Source organism: Novosphingobium decolorationis (genome assembly GCF_018417475.1).
In the GTDB taxonomy this organism is placed as follows: domain Bacteria; phylum Pseudomonadota; class Alphaproteobacteria; order Sphingomonadales; family Sphingomonadaceae; genus Novosphingobium; species Novosphingobium decolorationis.
Map to the genome: position 1 here is coordinate 1129600 of NZ_CP054856.1, position 20401 is coordinate 1150000.

The 20401-nt window shown below is 66.3% G+C and carries 20 protein-coding genes (1 of these 20 cut by a window edge); 9 read left to right on the top strand and 11 right to left on the bottom strand.

Annotation, left to right across the window (positions count from 1 at the left end):
- Positions 1 to 6: 6 nt before the first annotated feature.
- From HT578_RS05130 to ykgO, 4 genes are all read right to left on the bottom strand, one after another.
- Positions 7 to 954: an alpha-E domain-containing protein gene (locus tag HT578_RS05130; protein ID WP_039392681.1), complete on the bottom strand. Its 948-nt coding sequence runs from the start codon at positions 952 to 954 to the stop codon at positions 7 to 9.
- Complete coding sequence (locus HT578_RS05135) at positions 954 to 2396, bottom strand: circularly permuted type 2 ATP-grasp protein (protein WP_039392680.1); 1443 nt, start codon at positions 2394 to 2396, stop codon at positions 954 to 956. The genes HT578_RS05130 and HT578_RS05135 overlap by 1 nt, the downstream gene beginning before the upstream one ends.
- A gap of 164 nt (positions 2397 to 2560) precedes the next feature.
- Positions 2561 to 3172: an HAD-IA family hydrolase gene (locus HT578_RS05140; RefSeq protein ID WP_239026491.1), complete on the bottom strand. Its 612-nt coding sequence runs from the start codon at positions 3170 to 3172 to the stop codon at positions 2561 to 2563.
- Between the two features lie 103 nt (positions 3173 to 3275).
- Positions 3276 to 3401 (bottom strand): type B 50S ribosomal protein L36, encoded by a 126-nt coding sequence (ykgO, locus tag HT578_RS05145; RefSeq protein WP_123152541.1) that lies wholly within the window; start codon positions 3399 to 3401, stop codon positions 3276 to 3278.
- A 221-nt stretch (positions 3402 to 3622) separates the two neighbouring features.
- On the opposite strand from ykgO, the gene HT578_RS05150 reads away from it, so the two are divergent.
- The 3 genes from HT578_RS05150 (at position 3623) to HT578_RS05160 (ending at position 6430) form a co-directional block, all read left to right on the top strand.
- Positions 3623 to 4531, top strand: coding sequence for a DUF4136 domain-containing protein (locus HT578_RS05150; RefSeq protein WP_213502430.1), 909 nt, complete (start codon positions 3623 to 3625; stop codon positions 4529 to 4531).
- Positions 4532 to 4649: 118 nt separating this feature from the next.
- Positions 4650 to 5273: a DUF4136 domain-containing protein gene (locus HT578_RS05155; protein WP_052322423.1), complete on the top strand. Its 624-nt coding sequence runs from the start codon at positions 4650 to 4652 to the stop codon at positions 5271 to 5273.
- A gap of 14 nt (positions 5274 to 5287) precedes the next feature.
- Positions 5288 to 6430 (top strand): M14 family metallopeptidase, encoded by a 1143-nt coding sequence (locus HT578_RS05160; RefSeq protein WP_213502431.1) that lies wholly within the window; start codon positions 5288 to 5290, stop codon positions 6428 to 6430.
- 157 nt (positions 6431 to 6587) lie between these two features.
- On the opposite strand, the gene HT578_RS05165 is transcribed toward HT578_RS05160, so the two are convergent.
- From HT578_RS05165 to HT578_RS05175, 3 genes are all read right to left on the bottom strand, one after another.
- The gene (locus tag HT578_RS05165; RefSeq protein ID WP_213502433.1) at positions 6588 to 7046 is read right to left on the bottom strand and encodes a cytidine deaminase; all 459 of its coding nucleotides are present in this window, start codon (positions 7044 to 7046) and stop codon (positions 6588 to 6590) included.
- The gene (locus tag HT578_RS05170) at positions 7043 to 7762 is read right to left on the bottom strand and encodes a glycoside hydrolase family 25 protein (RefSeq protein WP_213502435.1); all 720 of its coding nucleotides are present in this window, start codon (positions 7760 to 7762) and stop codon (positions 7043 to 7045) included. The genes HT578_RS05165 and HT578_RS05170 overlap by 4 nt, the downstream gene beginning before the upstream one ends.
- Positions 7763 to 7840: 78 nt before the next feature.
- Entirely contained in the window at positions 7841 to 8323 is a 483-nt protein-coding gene (locus HT578_RS05175; RefSeq protein ID WP_213502437.1) for a UPF0262 family protein, read from the bottom strand.
- Positions 8324 to 8478: 155 nt separating this feature from the next.
- On the opposite strand from HT578_RS05175, the gene HT578_RS05180 reads away from it, so the two are divergent.
- A complete protein-coding gene (locus HT578_RS05180) occupies positions 8479 to 10005 on the top strand; it encodes a replicative DNA helicase (protein WP_213502439.1) in 1527 nt (508 codons plus the stop codon).
- A 132-nt stretch (positions 10006 to 10137) separates the two neighbouring features.
- Here HT578_RS05180 and HT578_RS05185 read toward each other — a convergent pair whose 3' ends face one another.
- Positions 10138 to 11619, bottom strand: a complete 1482-nt coding sequence (locus HT578_RS05185) for an NCS1 family nucleobase:cation symporter-1 (protein ID WP_213502441.1) — start codon at positions 11617 to 11619, stop codon at positions 10138 to 10140.
- 269 nt (positions 11620 to 11888) lie between these two features.
- On the opposite strand from HT578_RS05185, the gene ftsH reads away from it, so the two are divergent.
- Positions 11889 to 13820 carry an ATP-dependent zinc metalloprotease FtsH gene (ftsH, locus tag HT578_RS05190; RefSeq protein ID WP_039392674.1) on the top strand — a complete coding sequence of 644 codons (1932 nt, stop codon included), beginning with the start codon at positions 11889 to 11891 and terminating at the stop codon, positions 13818 to 13820.
- Positions 13821 to 13951: 131 nt separating this feature from the next.
- On the opposite strand, the gene HT578_RS05195 is transcribed toward ftsH, so the two are convergent.
- The 3 genes from HT578_RS05195 to rpoZ form a co-directional block, all read right to left on the bottom strand.
- Complete coding sequence (locus tag HT578_RS05195; protein WP_213502443.1) at positions 13952 to 14965, bottom strand: DUF3667 domain-containing protein; 1014 nt, start codon at positions 14963 to 14965, stop codon at positions 13952 to 13954.
- 96 nt (positions 14966 to 15061) lie between these two features.
- On the bottom strand, positions 15062 to 15802 hold the full coding sequence (locus HT578_RS05200; protein WP_239026492.1) for a ParA family protein: 741 nt from the start codon (positions 15800 to 15802) through the stop codon (positions 15062 to 15064).
- A 130-nt stretch (positions 15803 to 15932) separates the two neighbouring features.
- Positions 15933 to 16277, bottom strand: a complete 345-nt coding sequence (rpoZ, locus tag HT578_RS05205; RefSeq protein WP_039392671.1) for a DNA-directed RNA polymerase subunit omega — start codon at positions 16275 to 16277, stop codon at positions 15933 to 15935.
- A gap of 361 nt (positions 16278 to 16638) precedes the next feature.
- Between rpoZ and HT578_RS05210 the strand changes: the two genes are divergently transcribed.
- From HT578_RS05210 to HT578_RS05225, 4 genes are all read left to right on the top strand, one after another.
- Complete coding sequence (locus tag HT578_RS05210; RefSeq protein WP_213502452.1) at positions 16639 to 19089, top strand: PhoX family protein; 2451 nt, start codon at positions 16639 to 16641, stop codon at positions 19087 to 19089.
- Between the two features lie 171 nt (positions 19090 to 19260).
- Positions 19261 to 19686, top strand: a complete 426-nt coding sequence (locus HT578_RS05215; RefSeq protein ID WP_213502454.1) for a hypothetical protein — start codon at positions 19261 to 19263, stop codon at positions 19684 to 19686.
- Positions 19687 to 19814: 128 nt separating this feature from the next.
- The gene (locus tag HT578_RS05220; RefSeq protein ID WP_213502463.1) at positions 19815 to 20345 is read left to right on the top strand and encodes a c-type cytochrome; all 531 of its coding nucleotides are present in this window, start codon (positions 19815 to 19817) and stop codon (positions 20343 to 20345) included.
- 4 nt (positions 20346 to 20349) lie between these two features.
- On the top strand, positions 20350 to 20401 hold the 5' end (the start) of the coding sequence (locus tag HT578_RS05225) for a cytochrome b/b6 domain-containing protein (protein ID WP_213502465.1). It continues 638 nt past the right edge of the window; only the first 52 of its 690 coding nucleotides appear in the window; its start codon is at positions 20350 to 20352; the stop codon falls past the right edge of the window.

Consider the following 20401-nt stretch of genomic DNA (forward strand, 5'->3'; position numbering starts at 1 on the left):
GGCCCCTTACTCTGTGAAGCGGTAGTCGGCCGCGATCACGGCGCCGACCTCGTTGGTGCGGGTGATGAAGTCCTGCAGGAATTCGTGCAGGCCCTGGTCGAAGATTTCCTCGACATCGATCTGGTGCAGGCGCGAGAGCTTGTCGCGCAGGAGTTCGTGCGCGGACGTCTCTCCGCCGTACTCCTTGGCAAGGCCGGCCAGGTTGCTGCGGATCTTCTCGGCGCAGAACACCAGGCTGCGCGGGAACTGGCCATCCAGGATCAGGAAGCGGGCGATCTCGCGCGGGTCCATCGAGCCCGCGTTGAGCCAGGAGAAGGCCCGGTTGCCCGCAACCGAGCGCAGCAGCGTGTCCCACTGCTGGTTGTCGAGGTTGGAGCCGACCCAGGCGTTGGAAGGCAGCAGCACGTAGTACTTCACATCGAGAATGCGCGCGGTGTTGTCCGCGCGCTCGATGAAGGTGCCGATGCGCGCGAAGTTGTAGACCTCGTTGCGCAGCATGGTGCCTTCAAGCGCGCCGCGCACGAGCGTGCCGGTGCGCCGGATCGCGGTGAGCACTTCGCCCAGGTTCGTCTCGCGCACGGGCCGCGCGAGCATGTCCTTGAGCGTCATCCACCCCTCGTTCGTGGCTTCCCACACCGAGTTGGTGATGCTGGTGCGCACGACCCGCGCGTTGGTCCGCGCGTATTCGAGCATCTTGAGCACCGAGCCCGGATTTTCGGGATCGCGCAGGATGTAGTTGAACACCTGCGGGCCGGAAAAATCGGAGTAGAGCGCCTCGTAATCCTCGATCAGGCCGGCCGTCGTCAGCACCGAGCGCCACTCGTCGTGCTGCGAATCCTTGCTCGATCCGGTGAGCGCGAGGTGGAAGCCCACGTCGATCAGGCGCGCGGTGTTCTCCGCCCGCTCCAGGTAGCGGGCCATCCAGTAAACGCCATTGGCAGCACGTCCGAGCATCAGTCCTCCAGCACCCAGCTGTCCTTGGTGCCACCGCCCTGCGAGGAATTGACCACCAGCGATCCTTTCTTGAGCGCGACGCGGGTGAGGCCGCCGGGCGTGATGTCGATCCCGTCGGGCGAGACCAGCACGAAGGGCCTCAGGTCCACGTGGCGCGGCGCCAGCCCCTCGCGCGTGAAGATCGGCACCGTCGAGAGCGAGAGCGTGGGCTGGGCGATGTAGTTGTCGGGCTTGGCGCGCAGCTTCTGCTCGAAGGCGGCCAGCTCCTTCTTGGAGGAGGTAGGCCCGATCAGCATGCCGTAGCCGCCCGAGCCGTGGACTTCCTTGACCACCAGGTCTTTCAGGTTGTCGAGCACGTAGGCCAGCGAATCCGCTTCCGAACAGCGCCAGGTCGGCACATTGTTGAGGATCGGCTTTTCGCCCGTGTAGAATTCCACGATCTCGGGCATGTAGCTGTAGATCGCCTTGTCATCGGCGATCCCTGTGCCCGGCGCGTTGGCGATGGTGACGCCGCCCGAACGGTAGACGTCCATGATGCCCGCCACGCCCAGCACCGAATCCGCGTTGAAAGTGAGCGGGTCGAGATAATCATCGTCGACACGGCGGTAGATGACGTCGATCGCCTTGTAGCCGGTCGTCGTGCGCATCGCGACGCGCCCGTTCATGATGCGAAGGTCGCTGCCCTCCACCAGTTCCGCGCCCATCTGGTCGGCGAGGAAGGCGTGCTCGAAATAGGCCGAGTTGTAGATGCCCGGCGTCAGCACCGCGACGACCGGGCGCTTGCCCCCGGCCGCGTTGTAGGCCGCGGGCGCACAGGCGCGCAGCGACCGGGCGAGACGGCGCGGGTAGTCGGAAACGGGGCGCACCGGGATCTGCGTGAACAGGTCCGGGAACATCGCCATCATCGTCTCGCGGTTCTCCAGCATGTAGGAGACGCCCGAGGGCGTGCGCGCATTGTCCTCCAGCACCATGAATTCATCGGGCCCCGTGCGCACGAGGTCGATGCCCACGATGTGGGTGTAGACGCCGCCCGGCGGGGTGAAGCCGATCATCTGCGAGAGGAACGCCTCGTTGTTGCGCAAGGCGCTGATCGGGAGGCGTCCGGAGCGGATGATTTCCTGCCGGTGGTAAAGGTCCTGAAGGAAGGCGTTGATCGCGCGCACGCGCTGCTCGATGCCCTTGGTGAGCTTGCGCCATTCCTTCGCGGTGATGATCCGGGGGATCATGTCGAAGGGGATGAGGCGCTCTTCGGCGTCCGATTCCCCGTAGACATTGAAAGTAATTCCGATGCGCCGGAAGAAACGTTCCGCTTCCCCGTCCTGTCGTTTCAGCCAGGACTTGTCCTGCGCATCGTACCAATTGCGAAAATCGGCATAGGCGGAACGAACAGTTCCGTCCTCGTTGAGCATTTCGTCAAACTTCGGTGCGTTCGTCGTCGACATCGTGACTCCCGTTTGTCCACGTGATGCAACATAGAACGGGACTTGCCAAGGACCCCCCGCTGCAGGTGCGAAATAAAAGTTTCACACCCTGCAGAAGGGTTAAGGCAGACAGGAGAAATGTGTTCCAGCCAGAAGCACAGGCTGTGACGACAGGCGCCGCGCGCTCAGGCGAGCAGCCCCCGGGACGCAAGGTCGGCGCGCAGGGTGGGCGCATCCTGGAAATGATGGACATTCCAGCCGAGCGCCGCCGCAGCCTCGATATTGGCCGCGTTGTCATCGATGAAGAGCATGGCCGAAGGCGCGTGGCCAAAGCGCTGCGCGGCCAGGTCAAAGATGCGATGGTCGGGCTTTGCAATCTTTTCATCGCCCGAGACAACGATCTCCCCGAACAGGTCGAAGAGCGGTTCCTGCGCGCGGTATTCGCGCCAGAAGGGCGAGGCGAAGTTGGTGATCGCGAACAGCGGCATTCCCGAAGCGGCGAGTTCGCGCACGATCTCGTGTGAGCCCGGGATATTGCCGGGGATCGTCTCGAGGAAGCGCGTGGCGTAGGCGTCGATCAGGTGATCGTGGCCGGGAAACTCGGCCTTGCGCTCGGCGACAAGCTCGGAAAGCTCGCGGCCCTCGTCATGCTGATGGTGCCATTTCTCGGTGACGACCGTGGTGCAGAACCATTCCAGCTCCTGCGGATCGTCGATGAGCTGGGCAAACAGGCGGCGCATGTCCCATTGGACAAGCACACGGCCCACGTCGAAAACAACGGCATCTATTCCGGACACGGCAAAACCCCCGCACATGGCGGGGGTCTCATGTCATCAGTGCACAGACCGACCGCCGTAAGTTTCCCCGCCGCCGACAGGCCGCGGGGACAGGCGAATCAGATCAGCCCTGGCGCGCCTTGAAGCGGGGCTGCGTCTTGTTGATGACGTAGGTGCGGCCACGGCGACGGATCACGCGGTTATCGCGGTGACGGCCCTTGAGCGACTTGAGGCTGTTGCGAATCTTCATGTCTTGTCTCGTCCAGGTTGGTCAGGCGGTTACCGACCGCCGGAAATTTGAAGTCGGCCCGTTACTGGTTGGCGCGCACAGAGTCAAGCATCGCGCCGCGCCAGCAACGGCAAAACGGGGCCATTCATCTGCCAGCAACGCACGCAGATGCTATGGCCTTCGCGGGTCCGCTCCCCTACCCAGATCGCGCCCGACACGCCAGCCCCAAGGAAAAGACGCACGTGGCCTATCGAGATCTTTCGCCGAATCGCCTGTCCATCGCTGGCCCTGTGCGCCGCGCCGCCGGGCGGGTGCTGACGGTTTCGCTGGCCAGCGCCCTCCTGATCTCCCCCGCCCTCGCCCAGCCGGGCTGGGGTTCGCGCTATGGCGGTTGGGGCGGATGGGGCGGATACGGGGGCTATGGTGGCTGGCGCGGGCCGGGCTGGAGCGGCCCGATCGCACCGATGGCGCCGCGTTCCAGCCATCGTGAGAAGGACCCGCGCGATGGGCGCGTCCAGGTCAGCCGATTCGTGCGCGCCGATGCGCTCGCCGATGCGCTGGGCCACGGCCCGATCAAGGTCGTCACCACCGCGCAGGAAAACACGCACGACGACGGCCCCGAGACCGTGCCGGGGGCGGACTGGGTCAATCCCGCCCAGCGCGCCCGCTTCGAGGCCGCCGTGGTCAACTCGCTTGTGGCCGCCGGCTACGACACGCTCAACACCACCGGCCCCGACACGCAGGTCGCCGCGCTCACGATTCGCCAGCGCGTGCTCGTCCCCGCCGAGATGGACCACAAGCCGGTCAGCGGCGCCGCGGCCGTCTCGGTCGGCACGCTGGGCACGGCCTATGGCCTCTCGGTCAATGTCGACATGTCCAAGCCGCGCACCGCGCTTGTCTCGACCCGGCTTGAGCTGACCATCCGCGACCGGGCCGAGGGCAAGGTGCTGTGGGAAGGCAACGCCGAGATGGCCACCTACGAAGGCGACGAGGACTGGAGCGAGGCCGCCATCGCGACGCGGCTTGCCGATGCCCTGCTCGACCGCTTCCCCGACGGCGAGCCGGTCACCGTGCCCGTCACCGAGATCGGCATCCCCGAGGCGCCCGAAGTCCTGCCCGATCCCCAAAACGGCGCCCTTCCCGCCAATTAGCGCGCTTGCATCCCGGCGCCCGGACGCCCACATCAGGGGGATCGACGCACCGATCGGTGCCCGAACGATCCACGCGCCCCTCCCCTTTGGGAGAACCGCACTTTCCGGGAGATCCGCAATGCCAAGGCTGCCCTTTCCCCTGCTTGCGCTCACCGCAGGCGGCGTGCTGGCAAGCCTTGCCGCCTGCACGACAACGCCTGTGGCGGGGCCTGTCGAAGTCACCCGTTTCCACCGCCTGCCCGCAGCGCCCGGCACCCCGCGCGGGGCCTTGCGCCTCGAGCTCGTGACGAGCGATGCCAGCAGCCTGGAGCTTGCCCCCTACCGCGCGGCCATCGCCGCCGAGCTGACCCGCGCAGGCTACCGCGTCCTTCCCGCCTCCGCGGGCGAGGGCACCGCGCAGAGCGTCGCGCGCCTGCGCCTCGAGCAGGAGCGTTTCCGGCCCTCCTCCGGCCGCTCGCCGGTTTCGGTGGGCGGCAGCGCGGGGACCGGTGGCTACGGATCGGGGGTGGGCCTTGGCATCGGCCTCGACCTCACGCCGCGTCCCGGCGAGCAGATCGAGACCCGCCTCTTCCTCACCATCGATGACGCCGCATCGGGTGCGCGCCAGTGGGAGGGCCGCGCCCACCGGATCGTTTCGAGCAAATCCGACCTTGCCGCGCCCGACGCGAGCGCCCAGGCGCTCGCCCGCGCCCTACTTGAAGGTTTCCCCGGCGAATCGGGCGAAACCATCCTCGTGAAATGACAGAAAAGACCAGAATGACCGACATACAGATCCACGCCGACTTCGACGCGGGCAACATCGAGGTGCTCTCGATCGAGGGCGCCACGGCTCGCCTCGCCATCCAGCGCGACCACATGAGCGACTTCGCCCAGTGGTTCCACTTTCGCGTCTCGGGCGCAGCGGGCCGCGAGCTGACGCTCAAGATCACCGGCCTCAATGGCTCGGCCTACCCGATGGGCTGGCCCGGCTACAACGCCTGCGTCTCCGAAGACCGCGCGCTGTGGACGCGCACCCCCAGCACGTTCGCAGAGGGCGATGAAGGGGGCAGCCTGACGATCCGCTACACGCCCAGCTCCGACCTCGCCTGGTTCGCCTACTTCGCGCCCTACTCGATGGAGCGCCACCACGACCTTCTCGCCGACGCCGCGCAGTGCGAGGGCGTGACGCTGCGCACGCTGGGCACCACGCTCGACGGCCAGCCGCTCGATTGCCTCGAAATGGGCACCGGCCCGGTCAGCGTGTGGCTCTACGCCCGCCAGCATCCCGGCGAATCGATGGCCGAATGGTGGATGGAAGGCGCGCTCGACCTGCTGACCGATCCGGCGAACTCGGTGGGCCGCGAACTGCGCCGCCGCGCCAGCTTCCACATCGTGCCCAACTGCAACCCGGACGGCTCGCGCCGCGGGCACCTGCGCACGAACGCGGTGGGCACCAACCTCAACCGCGAATGGGCCGAGCCCACCCCCGAGAAGTCGCCCGAAGTCCTCGCCATCCGCAACGCGATGGACGCGACCGGGGTCGACTTTGCGATGGACGTCCACGGTGACGAGGCGATCCCCGCCGCATTCCTCGCCGGCTTCGAGGGCATTCCCTCGCTGACGCCCGCGCAGAAGGCCGGGTATGATCGCTTTGGCGAACTGCTCGACCGCCGCACGCCCGATTTCCAGCGCAAGCTGGGCTACCCGACCGCGCCTGCAGGCAAGGGCAACCTCGCGATGTCGACCAACCAGGTCGCCGAACGCTTCGGTGCCGTCTCGATGACGCTGGAAATGCCCTTCAAGGACCACGATCCGGCCGCCGATCCGCGCCAGGCCTGGAGCCCGGAACGCTCGATGCAGCTGGGCCAGGATTGCCTGGGCGCGCTGCTTGAATGGCTCGAAGAGCGCGACGCGGGCTGAGATAAGCCAGAAGAGAGAGTTCCGAGGGCCATCGCCCTCGGGCTCCCCGAACTGTCGACCTCACCTTTCACGCGCCACGGTGGCCGAGAATGGTGAGGTCGCCGATTCGGGGGGCAAGGGGCGATGGCCCCTTGAAAAAACTTCTTACTGCTTGCGCTTACGCGAGGTTGGCCGGACCGAACGCGTGCGGGATCAGCACCGAGAGCGGCTCTTCCAGGACGCCGTCCGCGCCATCGCTCCACACCACCGGGTCGGTGCCGCCCAGCTGAGCGACCTCGTTGAGCATCTGGCGGCAGCGCCCGCACGGCGTCACCACCATGCCCTCGCCCGGATGACCGGGAGCCCCGCCGGTCACCGCAACCGCGACCAGCCGCCCGGCCTCACCGGGCTGGGACAGGATCTTGGCGACCGCCACCGTCTCGGCGCAGAGCGAGAGACCGTAGCTCGCGTTCTCGACATTGGCGCCGGTCACCACCGAGCCATCTCCCATCAGGAGCGCGGCCCCCACATGGAACTTCGAATAGGGCGCATAGGCGCTGTGCGCGGCCTCGCGCGCCTGGGCCAGCAGCGCGTCGCGCTGGGCCTCGGAAAGGGAATCGGGCGTTGTCCTCGTCATGACGCGGGCCTTATCACGAGCCAGCGCAGATCGCCCGGGGCAATCTGTGTCGAAAGCGCGCTGTTGGCCGTCCACAGCATCCAGTCACGCCCCGCGTAGGAGGGCGCAAAGCGGTCGCGCACCAGCCACAGGTTACGGTCGAGCTTGCGCGCGATGGCGTAGCGCGCCTGGAAGCCTTGCGTGACCTTGAGGATCGTGGGCTTGCCGGTGTGCGTTTCGACCTGGTTGAGGAAGGTCATCAGCTCACTTTCGACCCGCGCGTCGGAGACCTTGCCCGCGCAGCCATCGGCCAGCGTGTCGAGCTCGACCGCGGGGGGCAGCAGATCCCCCTCGCGCGGGACCGTGGTGACGAAGTTGGCCGCCTGCTTTTCGGCCGGTTGGCACGGATCGTAGCGGTGGACCGCCCCCACCTGCATCCCGGCACCGCGCGCGGCCTCGAAGTTGGCGACGAAACGCGGATCGCGCTCGTCCACACCGGCGCTGGCATCGATATAGGCAAAGTCCGCGCCGATGGCCTTCAGCGACTTCCAGCTGACCTCGCCGTCGCGCGCGCCGATTTCCACCCCTTGCGTGGGATAGAGCGCGCGGTCGGGCAGCCAGCTATGCGCCCGGTACCAGGCCCAGCCTGCGCCGCTAAGGCCCAGCACCGCCAGCACCACGACGAAGCGCACCAGCCAGCGCAGCCGTGCGGCCGCCTTCTTCCTTCGCGATGTCATGCCTTGATTGCGTCCCGGGACCTGTCGTCAGCGCGTGCAGTGTAAGTGTGAAGTATCGTCTTCGATCGTTAACAATCGTCAACCACGGATATGGAGCACGCAGATCAGCGTGAACAGACGCCGCGCGGTCGGATGGTCGGTCTCGACCTTGCCGTCGAGACGTTCGATCAGGAGTTCGGCGGCGTCGTTGTGGATGCCGCGCCGGGCCATGTCGATGGTCTCGATCTCCTGCGCGGTGGCCTTGCGAATCGCCTGGTAGTAGCTCTCGCAGATCGCGAAGTATTCGCGGATGGGCCGGCGAAAGCGCGCCAGGCCCAGCACCAGCGTTTCCAGCTCGGCGCCCTTTTCGTCCGAAACCTGCATCGAAAGCCGCCCGTCGCGTACCGAAAGATGCAGGTGGTAGGGCCCCTCGTGCCCGCCTTCGTAGGCGCGCAGCGGCTTGAACAGGTTGTCCTCGATCAGGTCGAAGATCGCGATCCGGCGCTCCTGCTCGATATCGGCATTGCGCCACAGGATCGTGGTATCGTCGAGTTCGATATGAGAGATGCGCGGGTCCGCCATGATTCCTCTGGCCTTACGCGCTTGCAGCAGGACCGGGCAACCCTGACCTTTGGTGCCCTTGCCACGCCCCATCCACAAGCTGGGGAAAAAATTCGCCATCGCCTGCGCGTCGCCCCCTTGCCCGCTGGCGCGTGCGGGCGCATTGGGGAAGGCTTATGGCACAGCAGGACGTTCTCAAACTCGCCGAAGTCTCGAGCGACGACACGCAGGGCGCGCGCGCCCTTCCCTCGAACGTGGAGGCCGAAGCCGCGTTCCTGGGCGCGCTGCTGATCGACAACCGCGTGCTGGAAGAACTCCAGACCCAGCTGGGCCCCCAGCACTTCTTCGAGCCCGTCCACGCCCGCATCTTCGAGCGCATCGTCACCCTGCTCGACCGCAAGGCGGTGGTCACTCCGGTCACGCTGCGCCCCTATTTCGAAGCCGACGAACAGCTGAAAGCGCTGGGCGGCGTGTCCTACCTCGCCCGCCTCACCGCCGACGGACAGGGCCTCCTGGCCCCGCGCGAGCTGGCCGACCAGATCTACGACCTGGCGCTCCTGCGCGAACTGATCACGGTGGGCCGCACCCTCGTCGAAGGGGCGATGGACACCTCCGAGGCGGTCGAGCCGCAGCAGCAGATCGAACAGGCCGAAGCCGCGCTCTACAAGGTGGCAGAAGGCGCCGCCTCGGCCAACGAGGCCAAGAGCTTCGCGCAGGCCACCCACACCGCGATCTTCAACATCGAGAAGGCGTTCAATTCGGGCGGCAACATCTCGGGCAAGACGACCGGTCTTGAATCGGTCAACTCCAAGATCGGTGGCCTTCACGATTCCGACTTGATCATCCTGGCCGGACGTCCCGGCATGGGCAAGACCTCGCTCGTCACCAACATCGCGTTCAACACCTCGCAGCGCTATGTCGACGACATGGCCCTGGGGATCGAGCCGCGCCGCTCGGTGGGCGCGCCGACCGCCTTCTTCAGCCTGGAAATGAGCGCCGACCAGCTGGCCACGCGTATCCTGGCCGAACAGTCGGGCATCAGCTCCGAAGCGCTGCGCATGGGCAAGATCAGCCGCGAGGACTTCCAGCAGCTCTCCTTTGCCAGCCAGCGCCTCGCCGAGCTGCCGCTCTACATCGATGACACGCCGGGCCTCTCGATCGCCGCGCTGCGCACCCGCGCGCGCCGCTTGAAGCGCCGCTACAACATCGGCCTCATCATCATCGACTACCTGCAGCTGCTCTCCGGCTCGGGCCGCGCCAACGACAACCGCGTGAACGAAATTTCGGAAATTTCGCGTGGCTTGAAGACGCTGGCGAAGGAACTGGAAGTGCCCGTGATCGCGCTCTCCCAGCTCAGCCGCGCGGTGGAAAGCCGCGAGGACAAGAAGCCGATGCTCTCCGACCTTCGCGAATCCGGCTCGATCGAGCAGGACGCCGACATGGTCTGGTTCGTCTTCCGCGAAGACTACTACGTCAACGCGACCGAGCCCAAGTTCCCCGCCGAAGGCGATCCGCCAGACGTGGTCGACAAGTGGGAAGCCTGGCGCCAGCGCATGGAGCAGGTCACCGGCCTTGCCGAACTGATCGTCGCCAAGCAGCGCCACGGCTCCACCGGCCGCGTGCGCCTGAAGTTCGAGGCGCGCATCACGAAGTTCTCGGACCTCGATGCCGACGATCCGCGCGGTGGGTTCGTTTCGGACTAAGAAGATATTTTCCAAGGGGCCATCGCCCCTTGACCCCAAAACGGGCGACCTCACCTCTCGCGCGCCACGGCGGCTGCGAAAGGTGAGGTCGACAGTATGGGGAGCCCGAGGGCGATGGCCCTCGGAATCTCTTTATTCTGCGGCCTGGACTTCCCCGGCGGGCACCTCCTGCACGCCCATCCGCATGAGCCCGGCATAGACGCCCAGCGCCACCAGCACGCCGACGAACCAGGCGTAGGTGTAGACCTGCCCCCAGAACCAGCCCACGCCGGCGAAGTTCGCCGGGAACGAGACGGCAAGGAAGCCCGGCACGTTGGGCGCGATGCCCGCGGCCAGCGCGATCAGGGCCTTGGGGTTCCAGCCATTGCCATAGCGATAGGGCCCGTGCTCCTGGTAGAGCCCCTCGACGTCGAGCCGTGTTCCGCGCACCAGCCAGTAGTCGGCAATGAGGATGCCCGCGATGGGCCCGAGCAGCGCGCCGTAGCCGGTGAGCCAGGTGTAGATGTAGCCGTTGGTGCTCTCCAGGAGCTTCCAGGGCATCATGAACAGGCCGATGAAGGCGGTGAACAGCGCCCCGGTGCGGTAGGAGATGCGGGTGGGGTAGAGCGCGGCAAAGTCATAGGCCGAGCACACCAGGTTCGCCGCGATGTTGCACGAGACGGTATCGACCGCGATGACGATGAGACCCAGCAGCACGAAGGGCCCTGAGAGCGTTCCGGCCAGTTGCACCGGATCCCAGATCGCCTCGCCGTAGATCACCACCGTCGCCGAGGTCGTCATCACGCTGATCAGCGCGACAAGGCCCATCGTCGGGGGCAGGCCCAGCGTCTGGCCGATCATCTGGTCCTTCTGGCTTTTGGCGAAGCGCGTGAAGTCGGGAATGTTGAGTGCCAGCGTCCCCCAGAAGCCGACCATGGCGGTGAGCGAGGGCAGGAAGACCAGCCAGAACTCGCCTTCGCGCGCGCCGCCCGGAACGAAGGCCGAGGGGCTGGAGAAGATCGGCCCGACACCGCCTGCGGCATCGAGCGCCCACCACAGGAGGCCGAAGCAGGCCACCATCTTCAAGGGCGCGGTCCAGGTCTCCAGACGCCTGATTGTGAGGATGCCCTTGCGCACGAAGGCCAGCTGGATCGTCCAGAACGCCAGGAACGCGAGCAGTTCACCCAGGCCAATGCCGAAGAAAGGCAGCGGGCTTCCGCGCATGTCCGCGCCGAGGAAGATGCCCAGCAGGGTGAGGAGCGCCTCGCCCCCGATCCAGGTCTGGATGCCGTACCACCCGCAGGCGACGAGCGCGCGGGCCGCGGCCGGAAGGCGCCCGCCCACGGTCCCGAAGGAGGCGCGCACCAGCACCGCGAAGGGCACGCCGTAGCGCGCGCCGGGGTGCCCGATCAGCAGCATGGGGATGAGGATGATCACGTTGCCCAGGATGACCACGCTGGTCGCCTGGAGCGCGGACATGCCCTGCTCGATCAGCCCTGCCGCCAGCATCCAGGTCGGCACCGCCACGATCATGCCCACCCACAGCGCGGCAAAATGGTACCAGCGCCAGGTGCGCTGCTCCGGCCCGCTGGGCGCCAGATCCTCGTTCCACAGCGAATCGCGTCCCTCGCTCACGTCATCCCCCTCATCTTGCCGCACCTTCGCGAAACCCCCGAAGCGGAGAAGGATGCTGCATTGCACAAGATTGGCAAGTGAAACCGCATTTCGCTGTTCATCTGGCGGATAAGGCCGGGCATTTGCGCCACAGGTGGCCCTCACCTTCCCGGCCACACTTGTTCACACCCGCAGGTGGCGGGCGAAAGGTTCGCCAACTATAGGCGCGCTAACTTGCGATTCAGCCCCGCTCACCTACATTAGGGAGCGAAAGGACAGGTACTACACACATGAACGACGACCAGCCCAACGGCAATCCATGGGTCAAGAGCCTCCTCGTCTGGGGCGGCATCTTTCTGGCCCTGCTCATGGTGGTATCCATGTTCAGCGCCCGGGAGACGACCGGGACGACGATTCCCTACTCCGACTTCCGCGACAAGGTGGCCGAAGGCAGCATTTCGCAGGTCGAGATCGGGCAGGACCGGATCGACGGCAAGATGCGCAACGGCGACAGCTTCTCGACCGTTCCCGTCGGCACCGACACCACGCTTCTCCCGCTGCTGGAGGAACAGGGCGTGCAGGTTTCCGGCAAGGCGCCCGAACAGGGCAGCATGCTTGTCTACATCCTCGCCAACACCCTGCCCTTCCTGCTCCTGATCGGCATCGCCTTCTTCGCGCTGCGCCAGGTCCAGAAGGGCGGCGGCTCGGGCGCGATGGGCTTTGGCAAGTCCAAGGCCAAGATGCTGACCGAACGCTCGGGCCGCGTGACGTTTGAAAATGTCGCAGGGATCGATGAAGCGCGCGAGGAACTGGAGGAAATCGTCGAGTTCCTGAAGGACCCGACCCGCTTCTCCAAGCTCGGCGGCCAGATCCCCAAGGGCGCCCTTCTCGTCGGCTCGCCCGGCACCGGCAAGACCCTGCTCGCCCGCGCGATCGCGGGTGAGGCGGGCGTGCCCTTCTTCACCATTTCGGGTTCGGACTTCGTCGAGATGTTCGTGGGCGTGGGCGCAAGCCGCGTGCGCGACATGTTCGAGCAGGCCAAGAAGAACGCGCCGTGCATCGTCTTCATCGACGAAATCGACGCGGTCGGTCGTCACCGCGGCCATGGCCTGGGCAATTCGAACGACGAGCGCGAGCAGACCCTCAACCAGCTGCTGGTCGAGATGGACGGCTTCGAGGCCAACGAAGGCATCATCATCATCGCGGCGACCAACCGCCCCGACGTGCTCGACCCCGCGCTGCTGCGTCCGGGCCGCTTCGACCGCCAGGTCGTGGTGCCCGTGCCCGACATCGAGGGCCGCGAGCAGATCCTCGCCGTCCACATGAAGAAGGTGCCGCTGGCGCCCGACGTCAACGCACGCGTCATTGCCCGCGGCACGCCCGGTTTCTCGGGTGCGGACCTTGCCAACCTCGTCAACGAGGCGGCTCTCCTCGCTGCGCGCCGCAACAAGCGCCTTGTCGCCATGCAGGAATTCGAGGACGCCAAGGACAAGGTCATGATGGGCGCGGAACGCCGCTCGATGGTCATGACCGAGGACGAGAAGAAGATGACCGCCTACCACGAGGCCGGGCACGCCATCGTCTCGCTGAACGAGCCCGCCTCGGACCCGATCCACAAGGCGACGATCATCCCGCGCGGCCGGGCTCTCGGCATGGTCATGCGCCTGCCCGAGCGCGACAGCTATTCCTACCACCGCGACAAGATGCTCGCGAACCTCTCGGTCGCGATGGGCGGCCGCGTGGCGGAAGAGCTAATTTTCGGCCACGACAAGGTGTCCTCGGGCGCTTCGGGCGACATCCAGTACGCGACCAGCCTCGCACGCTCGATGGTGACCAAATGGGGCATGTCGGACAAGCTGGGCCCGCTCCAGTACGAGGAAAGCCAGGAAGGCTACCTCGGCATGGGCGGCTCGAACCGCACGATGGCCTCGGATGAGACCAACAAGCTCATCGACAGCGAGATCCGCGCGCTGATCGACAACGCCCATGTCCGCGCCAACCAGATCCTGACCGAAAAGAGCGACCAGCTCGAGCTGCTGGCGCAGGCCATGCTCGAATACGAGACGCTGTCGGGCGACGAGATCAAGGAACTGATGGACAAGGGCTCCATCGACCGTCCGAGCGACCCGCGTGGTCCCTCCTCGGTCCGCCCGGTCACCGGCTCCTCGATCCCCAAGTCGGGCAAGCGCTTTTCCGGCGGCACGCAGCCGCAAGGGGCCTGATGGCCGGTATGGCTTTCTGATCCCGCCTATGGTTCCCGAGAGGGGCTAACGGTTCCCGAGAGGGGAATGCAGGAGGGGCGCCGGGTTTACCCTGACGCCCCTTTTTGCTGCCCGCAGCATATTGGCCTTCCTCAGCCGACCAGGCCGAGGAAGAGCAGGATCATCGTGAACAGCAGGGCGATCACGCCGATGAAGACGAGGAGCACCAGCCAGCGCCACACGGTGGAGCGGTGCGAAAGCTCGTAGGTGCCTTTCAGGTGCCGGTAGATGTGGATCACCGCAGCGAAGGTGAAGATGTTCACCAGCCACGTGGAGGGCACGCCCAGCCCGCTCGCGATGGTGAGCACGATCCCCATGAAGGACATGAAAGCGAGCGAATAGGTCACGAAGACCGCGTGGTCGTAGAGGCCGAAGCGCCGCCGCCACAGGAACAGCAGCGCCACGAAGGGCACCGACAGCGGGATCAGCAGCCAGGAGAACTTGTAGGCGCTCGTCTGGAGCTTGTAGAGCATGAGGCCCGGGTTCTGGCGCCACTTGTCGATGCCCTTGTCGAGCCGCTTCCAGCCCGAATGGAGCGAATTGAAGCGCGCCTCGCTCTCGGCCTCGCGGGTGTAGCTCGGAAAGGCGCGCAGCTTTTCCTGCTCCTCGGCATTGGCGGCCAGTTCCTTGTCGATCTTGGCCCGTTCGGGGGATCCGGGCCGGGTGAAACCGCGCGCCTTCTCCAGGTTCCCCCGCTGGTCCTTGAGGTCCTCCTCCAACCCGTGGAACTGGGCCTGCATCGCGCCTCCCGTATCGACCGGCGGCGCGATGCCCATGATCTGGAACACCGCGAACATCACGAAGACCGAGAACAGGAACATCGCCATGGGCGAGACGAAACGCACCCGCGCGCCTTCGATATAGGCGCGGGTCAGCTCGCCCGGCTTCCAGGCGAGCCTGGGCAGCGTTGCCCAGGTCCGGCCCTCGAAGTGGAGGACCCCGTGCAGGATGTCGTGAAACAGCGCACCGATCGTGCGGTGCAGGTGCGCGTGCTGGCCGCACTGCACGCAGTACGGACCGCTCAGCGCCGTTCCGCAATTCAGACAGGCGGTCTCGTGCGTGTGTCCGTCCGCCTCGGCCAGGTGGCCTTCGACATTCGTGCTCATTTCATGCCCCTTGCTGTGCAACAGGGACGCTAGCGCAGGTGTACAGCTGCGAAAAGACGGCGAACGCCCTCCTCGCCATTCGGATGTGCGACCAGATCAGCCGCGCCGTTCGGCCAGCTTGCGCTCGATGGCACCCCACAGGTTTGCAAAGGCGCGCGCGGCCGGGCTGCCCGGTGCGATCTCGCCGACCGGGCGATGCTGCACCGCACATTGCTCCAGCGCGCTCGCATAGGGCACCGCTGGCCAGCCCGGATGCTGCTCGCGCACCTCGCGGTGGAGTGTGCGGCGCATGTCGAGCATCGAGAGCACCGGCAGGATCGGCGGATGGCGCCGGGTGTTCCCGGCGATCTCGCGTACGACAAGATCGAAGGCGCGTGTGGAAAGCGGCGATGGCGGCAGCGGCACGATGACAAGATCGGCCGCGCGCACGATCTGGGCGGAAAGCTCGTTGATCACCGGCGGGCAGTCGAGAATGACGCGCGCGTAGTCCGCGCCCAGCGCCCGGGTCAGCTTCGCCAGACGCCGCCTCTTGCCGATCTCGGTCAGGCGCGCGTCAATCGCGCGGATGGATTCGTCGGCGGGCAACAGGTGGATGCGCGAATAGCCGGTCTTCTGGATCAGCTTTTCGGGCGCGCGCTCTTTGGCAAAGACATCGTGCGCGGGCTTCGTCCCCTTGGGTTCCAGCCCATAGAGAAACCCCGAACCACCTGCGGCATCAAGGTCCCACAGCAATGTCCTGTGCCCGGAGATCTGCGCCGAGCACCAGGCCAGGTTGCTGGCGAAGGTGGTTTTGCCGACGCCGCCCTTGACGCTGTAGATCGCGATGGTGGCGCCCAATGCGCCAGAGGGATCGCCCTTCGTATCAGGCGATCCCCCGGTCAAACCCGCAATGCGGGGCAAAGTTCGTTTCTTCCCGGCCACATCGCAATGTCTTGCGCGTCAGGCCGGGGAGGTCAAGCGGCGAGGATCAACCGTCGTAATCGCCACCGATCGAGGTGTTGCGCGTGGGCGCAGAGGCCGTGATGCGCAGGGCCTCGGCCGACTGGCTGAGCGAGCCGATCTCGTCCATCTCGTCGTCGTCGTCGGGCAGCACGCGCTGCATCGAGGTGACGAGCGATTCCTTGAGGTTGGTGGGGACCACGGTCTGCTCGGCGATCTCGCGCAGGGCAACGACGGGGTTCTTGTCACGGTCGCGGTCGACGGTGAGCTCGGCGCCACCCGAGATCTCGCGCGCACGCTGTGCGGCAAGCAGAACGAGATCGAAACGGTTGGGGATCTTGTCGACGCAATCTTCGACGGTAACGCGCGCCATGGGCACTCCGTAAGAAACTGGTTTTCCTGAAAGGACGCTGCTTAGTGGAGGCCGCCGAAGAAGTCAAGAAAATCCCGAAAAACGCCGCTTTTCCGGACCTTTCACACACTTCTCGCAAAGGCTCCAAAGGTAGATCCCGGCCCGTTTGCGCGAAGGGGAGGCCAATCGGGTGCCGATTGATTGGTGATCCGATCCCGGCGTGCCCGCCTCCTTCCCGCGAAGCTTTCAAGTAGACGCCTGTCACAGAAAAAGAGAAGCGTAGCAAAAGAACAGTCACGCATTCGCCATCAAACTTGCGTTCGACTGACACAATCCCCGCTTAACTGGAGCGCCATCTTCAAATGGATGGGGCTCTTCCAGCATGACACCTCTCGATCCTGCCTGCGGTTACAGCGACGGCGACGTCGACACCAACGATACCACCACGCCTTCGCTCGAAACGCTTGCGGACAACCGCTTCTCGCGCCGCCAGACCATCATGGGCGGCGCCAAGGCCACCGGCATGGCGCTGATGGGCACCGCGATGCTGGCCGCCTGCGACGATGACGACACAGGCTCCGATGCGGGCATCATCGTCAACGCGGGCACCAACGCGGCCACCAGCGCGGGCCGTGTCGTCACGCTGACCGGCACCGTGGTCGCCGGATCGGCAAGCTCCACCACCTGGGTCCAGACCGACGGCCCGGATGTCGAGCTGACGCTTGACGGCACCACCGCGACGTTCCTCGCGCCCGCCGTCGAGGAGGCCACCGACCTCGAATTCACCTTCATCGCCACCACCAGCGACGGCATCGAGCGCAAGGCCGTGACCTACGTGCGCGTCTCGCCTGCGGTCCTGGGCTTCACCGCGGTCGAGCACAGCCTCGCCGACACGGTCGTCGTGCCCACCGGCTACTCGGTCACGGTCATGACGCGCCTGGGCGATCCGCTCACCGCCGCGACCTCGGCCTATGCCAACGACGGCACCGACACCGACTTTGCCAACCGCATCGGCGACCACGCCGACGCGCTGCACTACTTCGGCCTCTCCGCCGCCGGCGCGCCCGACGACATGGCCAACACCCGCGGCCTCATGGTGCAGAACCACGAGAACATCACCGAGGAGTACCTCCACCCGGCTGGCCCCACGACCATCGGCGGCGCGCGTCCGCTCGATGAAGTGCGCAAGGAGATCGAGTGCCACGGCGTCTCGGTCGCCGAATATGTCGACAGCGGCAACCGCACCTGGTCGTACGTTCAGGACAGCAGCTTCAACCGCCGCATCACCCCCAACACGCCGATGACGCTGTCGGGCCCGGCGGCCGGCTCGGCCTGGATGCGCACCGCCTATTCCGCCAATGGCACGAGCGGGCGCGGCACCATCAACAACTGCGCCAACGGCATCTCGGCCTGGCACACCAACCTCACCTGCGAGGAAAACTGGGCGGGCTACTTCCGCCGCGACAGCGGTGATGACGCCAACCGCACCCCCGCGCAGCTGACCTCGCTCCAGCGCTACGGCGTGCGCAGCACGAACGGCAACTACCGCTGGTCGAGCGCGTCCACCACCGACACCACGATCACCCGCTGGAACGCGACGATCCTGGGCGCCGATGCCACCGAGGACTTCCGCAACGAGCCCTTCCAGTTCGGCTGGGTCGTCGAGATCGATCCCTACGATCCCACCTCGACGCCGCGCAAGCGCACCGCGCTTGGCCGCTTTGGCCATGAAGGCGCCTTCGTGCGCGCCGTCGCCGGGCAGCCGGTCGGTGCCTACATGGGCGACGATTCGCGCGGCGAATACCTCTACAAGTACGTTTCCAACGCGAACTGGAACGCCGGCGATGCCGACAACGCCGACCGCCTCGCGGTGGGCGACAAGTACCTCGACCACGGGACGCTCTACGTCGCGCGCTTCAACGCGGACGGCACCGGCGAGTGGCTCCCCCTCGTCTTTGGCCAGGTCCCGCCGCGCCCCGCCTCGGGCAGCTATCCCGCGTACACCTTCGCCGACCAGGCCGACATCCTGATCAACCCGCGCCTTGCCGCCGACGCGCTGGGCGCCACTCCGATGGACCGCCCGGAATGGACCGCGGGCAACCCGGTCACGGGTGAGATCTACCTGACCCTCACCAACTCGAACAACTCCAACCGCCCGGTCGACGGCACCAACGCGGCCAACCCGCGCTCGTACTGGAATTCGGGCAACCCCAACGGGCACATCGTGCGCCTGCGCGAGGACGGCGACACCACGGCGGCGCGCACCTTCGCCTGGGACATCTACATGTTCGGTGCGGACACGCTCGACTGCGACACCGCCTTCGAGCAGACCAACATCAACATCTCGGACCTGGACACCAGCAACGACTTCTCGAGCCCGGACGGCGCCTACTTCTCGCGCGAGAGCGCGGTCTCGGGCCAGTTCAATCCGGTGTTCTGGATCCAGACCGACGATGGCGCGATGACCGACGTGACCAACTGCATGATGCTGGCCGCGATGCCCGGCACCGTGGGCGATGGCAACGCCTTCACCGTCACCAACACCGATGGCGCGCAGACCACCACCCAGGGCACGCACGTCGGCGCCCTCGCCACCCCCGCCTCGCTGCGCCGCTTCCTCGTCGGCCCGGTCGAGTGCGAGATCACCGGCGTCGACATGACGCCCGATGGCCGCACGCTCTTCGTGGGCATCCAGCACCCGGGCGAACGCGGCGATGCCGGTAACGTGACCAGCCACTGGCCCGAAAGCCAGACCAACGCGTCGGCCACCTCGCGCCCCCGCTCGGCGGTGGTCGCGATCACCAAGGACGATGGCGGCGTGATCGCGCTCTAAGGCGCCAGGCCAGCACCACCGTCCTTCGGGACGCAAGATCCGTGCCGGAGGGAGGGCGCCCAAGCGGGCCCCTCCCTCTTCGCATATCCATGCGCTGAACAGGGCCGCAATCGCCTCTCGCGCCGCGCGCGCACAGCGCCTAGCCTCCCTTCACGGCAGGAGGGAGCACGAATGGCGGTTCATGTGGTCTACGCCCGGGCGGACGGACATTCCTGCCTGGCCCCCGTCACGTTACGAACGGCCCCGGCCTATGGCGATCCCCCGTTCTCCACCCCCGGCTGGCGCACGCTGGTCTGGGACAGCGGACCGCTTGTCGACCCCTTCCATACTTCCCGAGGCTGCGGCAGCTTCCAGCTCATCCTCGCAGGCGCCCTGCGCATCCGCGTGACCGGCGGGCCCTTGCGCGAAGCGATCGCCCGGCCCGGCGATGCCTTCGTCTTCGTCGACACGCAGGGTCAGGGCCACGAAGCATCCCGGCTCGAAGGTGTCCCCCTTACCGCACTCAACCTTCGCTTTCCCGCCGATTGGGACGCGCTGCGCCAGCCCTTTGCCGACTGGCCACAAGAGGCTGTCCCGTTCCCGGCGCCCAGCACCTGACAGGCTGTCATGGTGCTGCAAGACACGAAGGCCAAAGCCTTTTGCTTCGCAGCTGCAACATTCTGTCACTTCATTCGTTCCGGACTTTCGGTATAACGCCGTCAAAATACGCAACAGGAGAACCGCACATGGCCTTGAAGTCTGTCACCGGGCTTGCCGCGCCCGCCCTCGCCCTTGCCCTTTCGCTCTCGGCCTGCAGCGGCTCGGAGCCCGCCGGCGATCCGACCGAGGCCGCCAGCGTCGATCCCTCGATCGGTGCGGTTGACGCCGAAGCCACGATCGAGGCGCGCGAGGACAACTTCAAGTCGCTCGCCAAGGCGATGAAGGCCAACAAGGCCGAGCTCGACGAGAGCAGCCCCGATTTCGAGGACATCGGCGAGAACGCGACCGCGATGGTCACCGCCGCCCAGAAGATCCCCGCCCTCTTCCCCGCCGGCACCGGCCCGGAATCGGGTGAGGAAACCGACGCGCTTCCCACCGTCTGGGAACGTCCCGAGGACTTCGAGGCCGCCGCCACCAAGCTGATCGACGCGACCATGGCGCTGCGCACCGCCGCCCAGAGCGAAGACGCGGCCGCCACCAAGGAAGCCTTCGGCAACGTCGGCATGGCCTGCAAGGGCTGCCACGACGACTTCCGCAAGGAAAAGAAGGAAGGCTGACGTAATGACGGAAGGTCCCGCACAGACCCGTATCCGGCTCTGGGACCTTCCGGTCC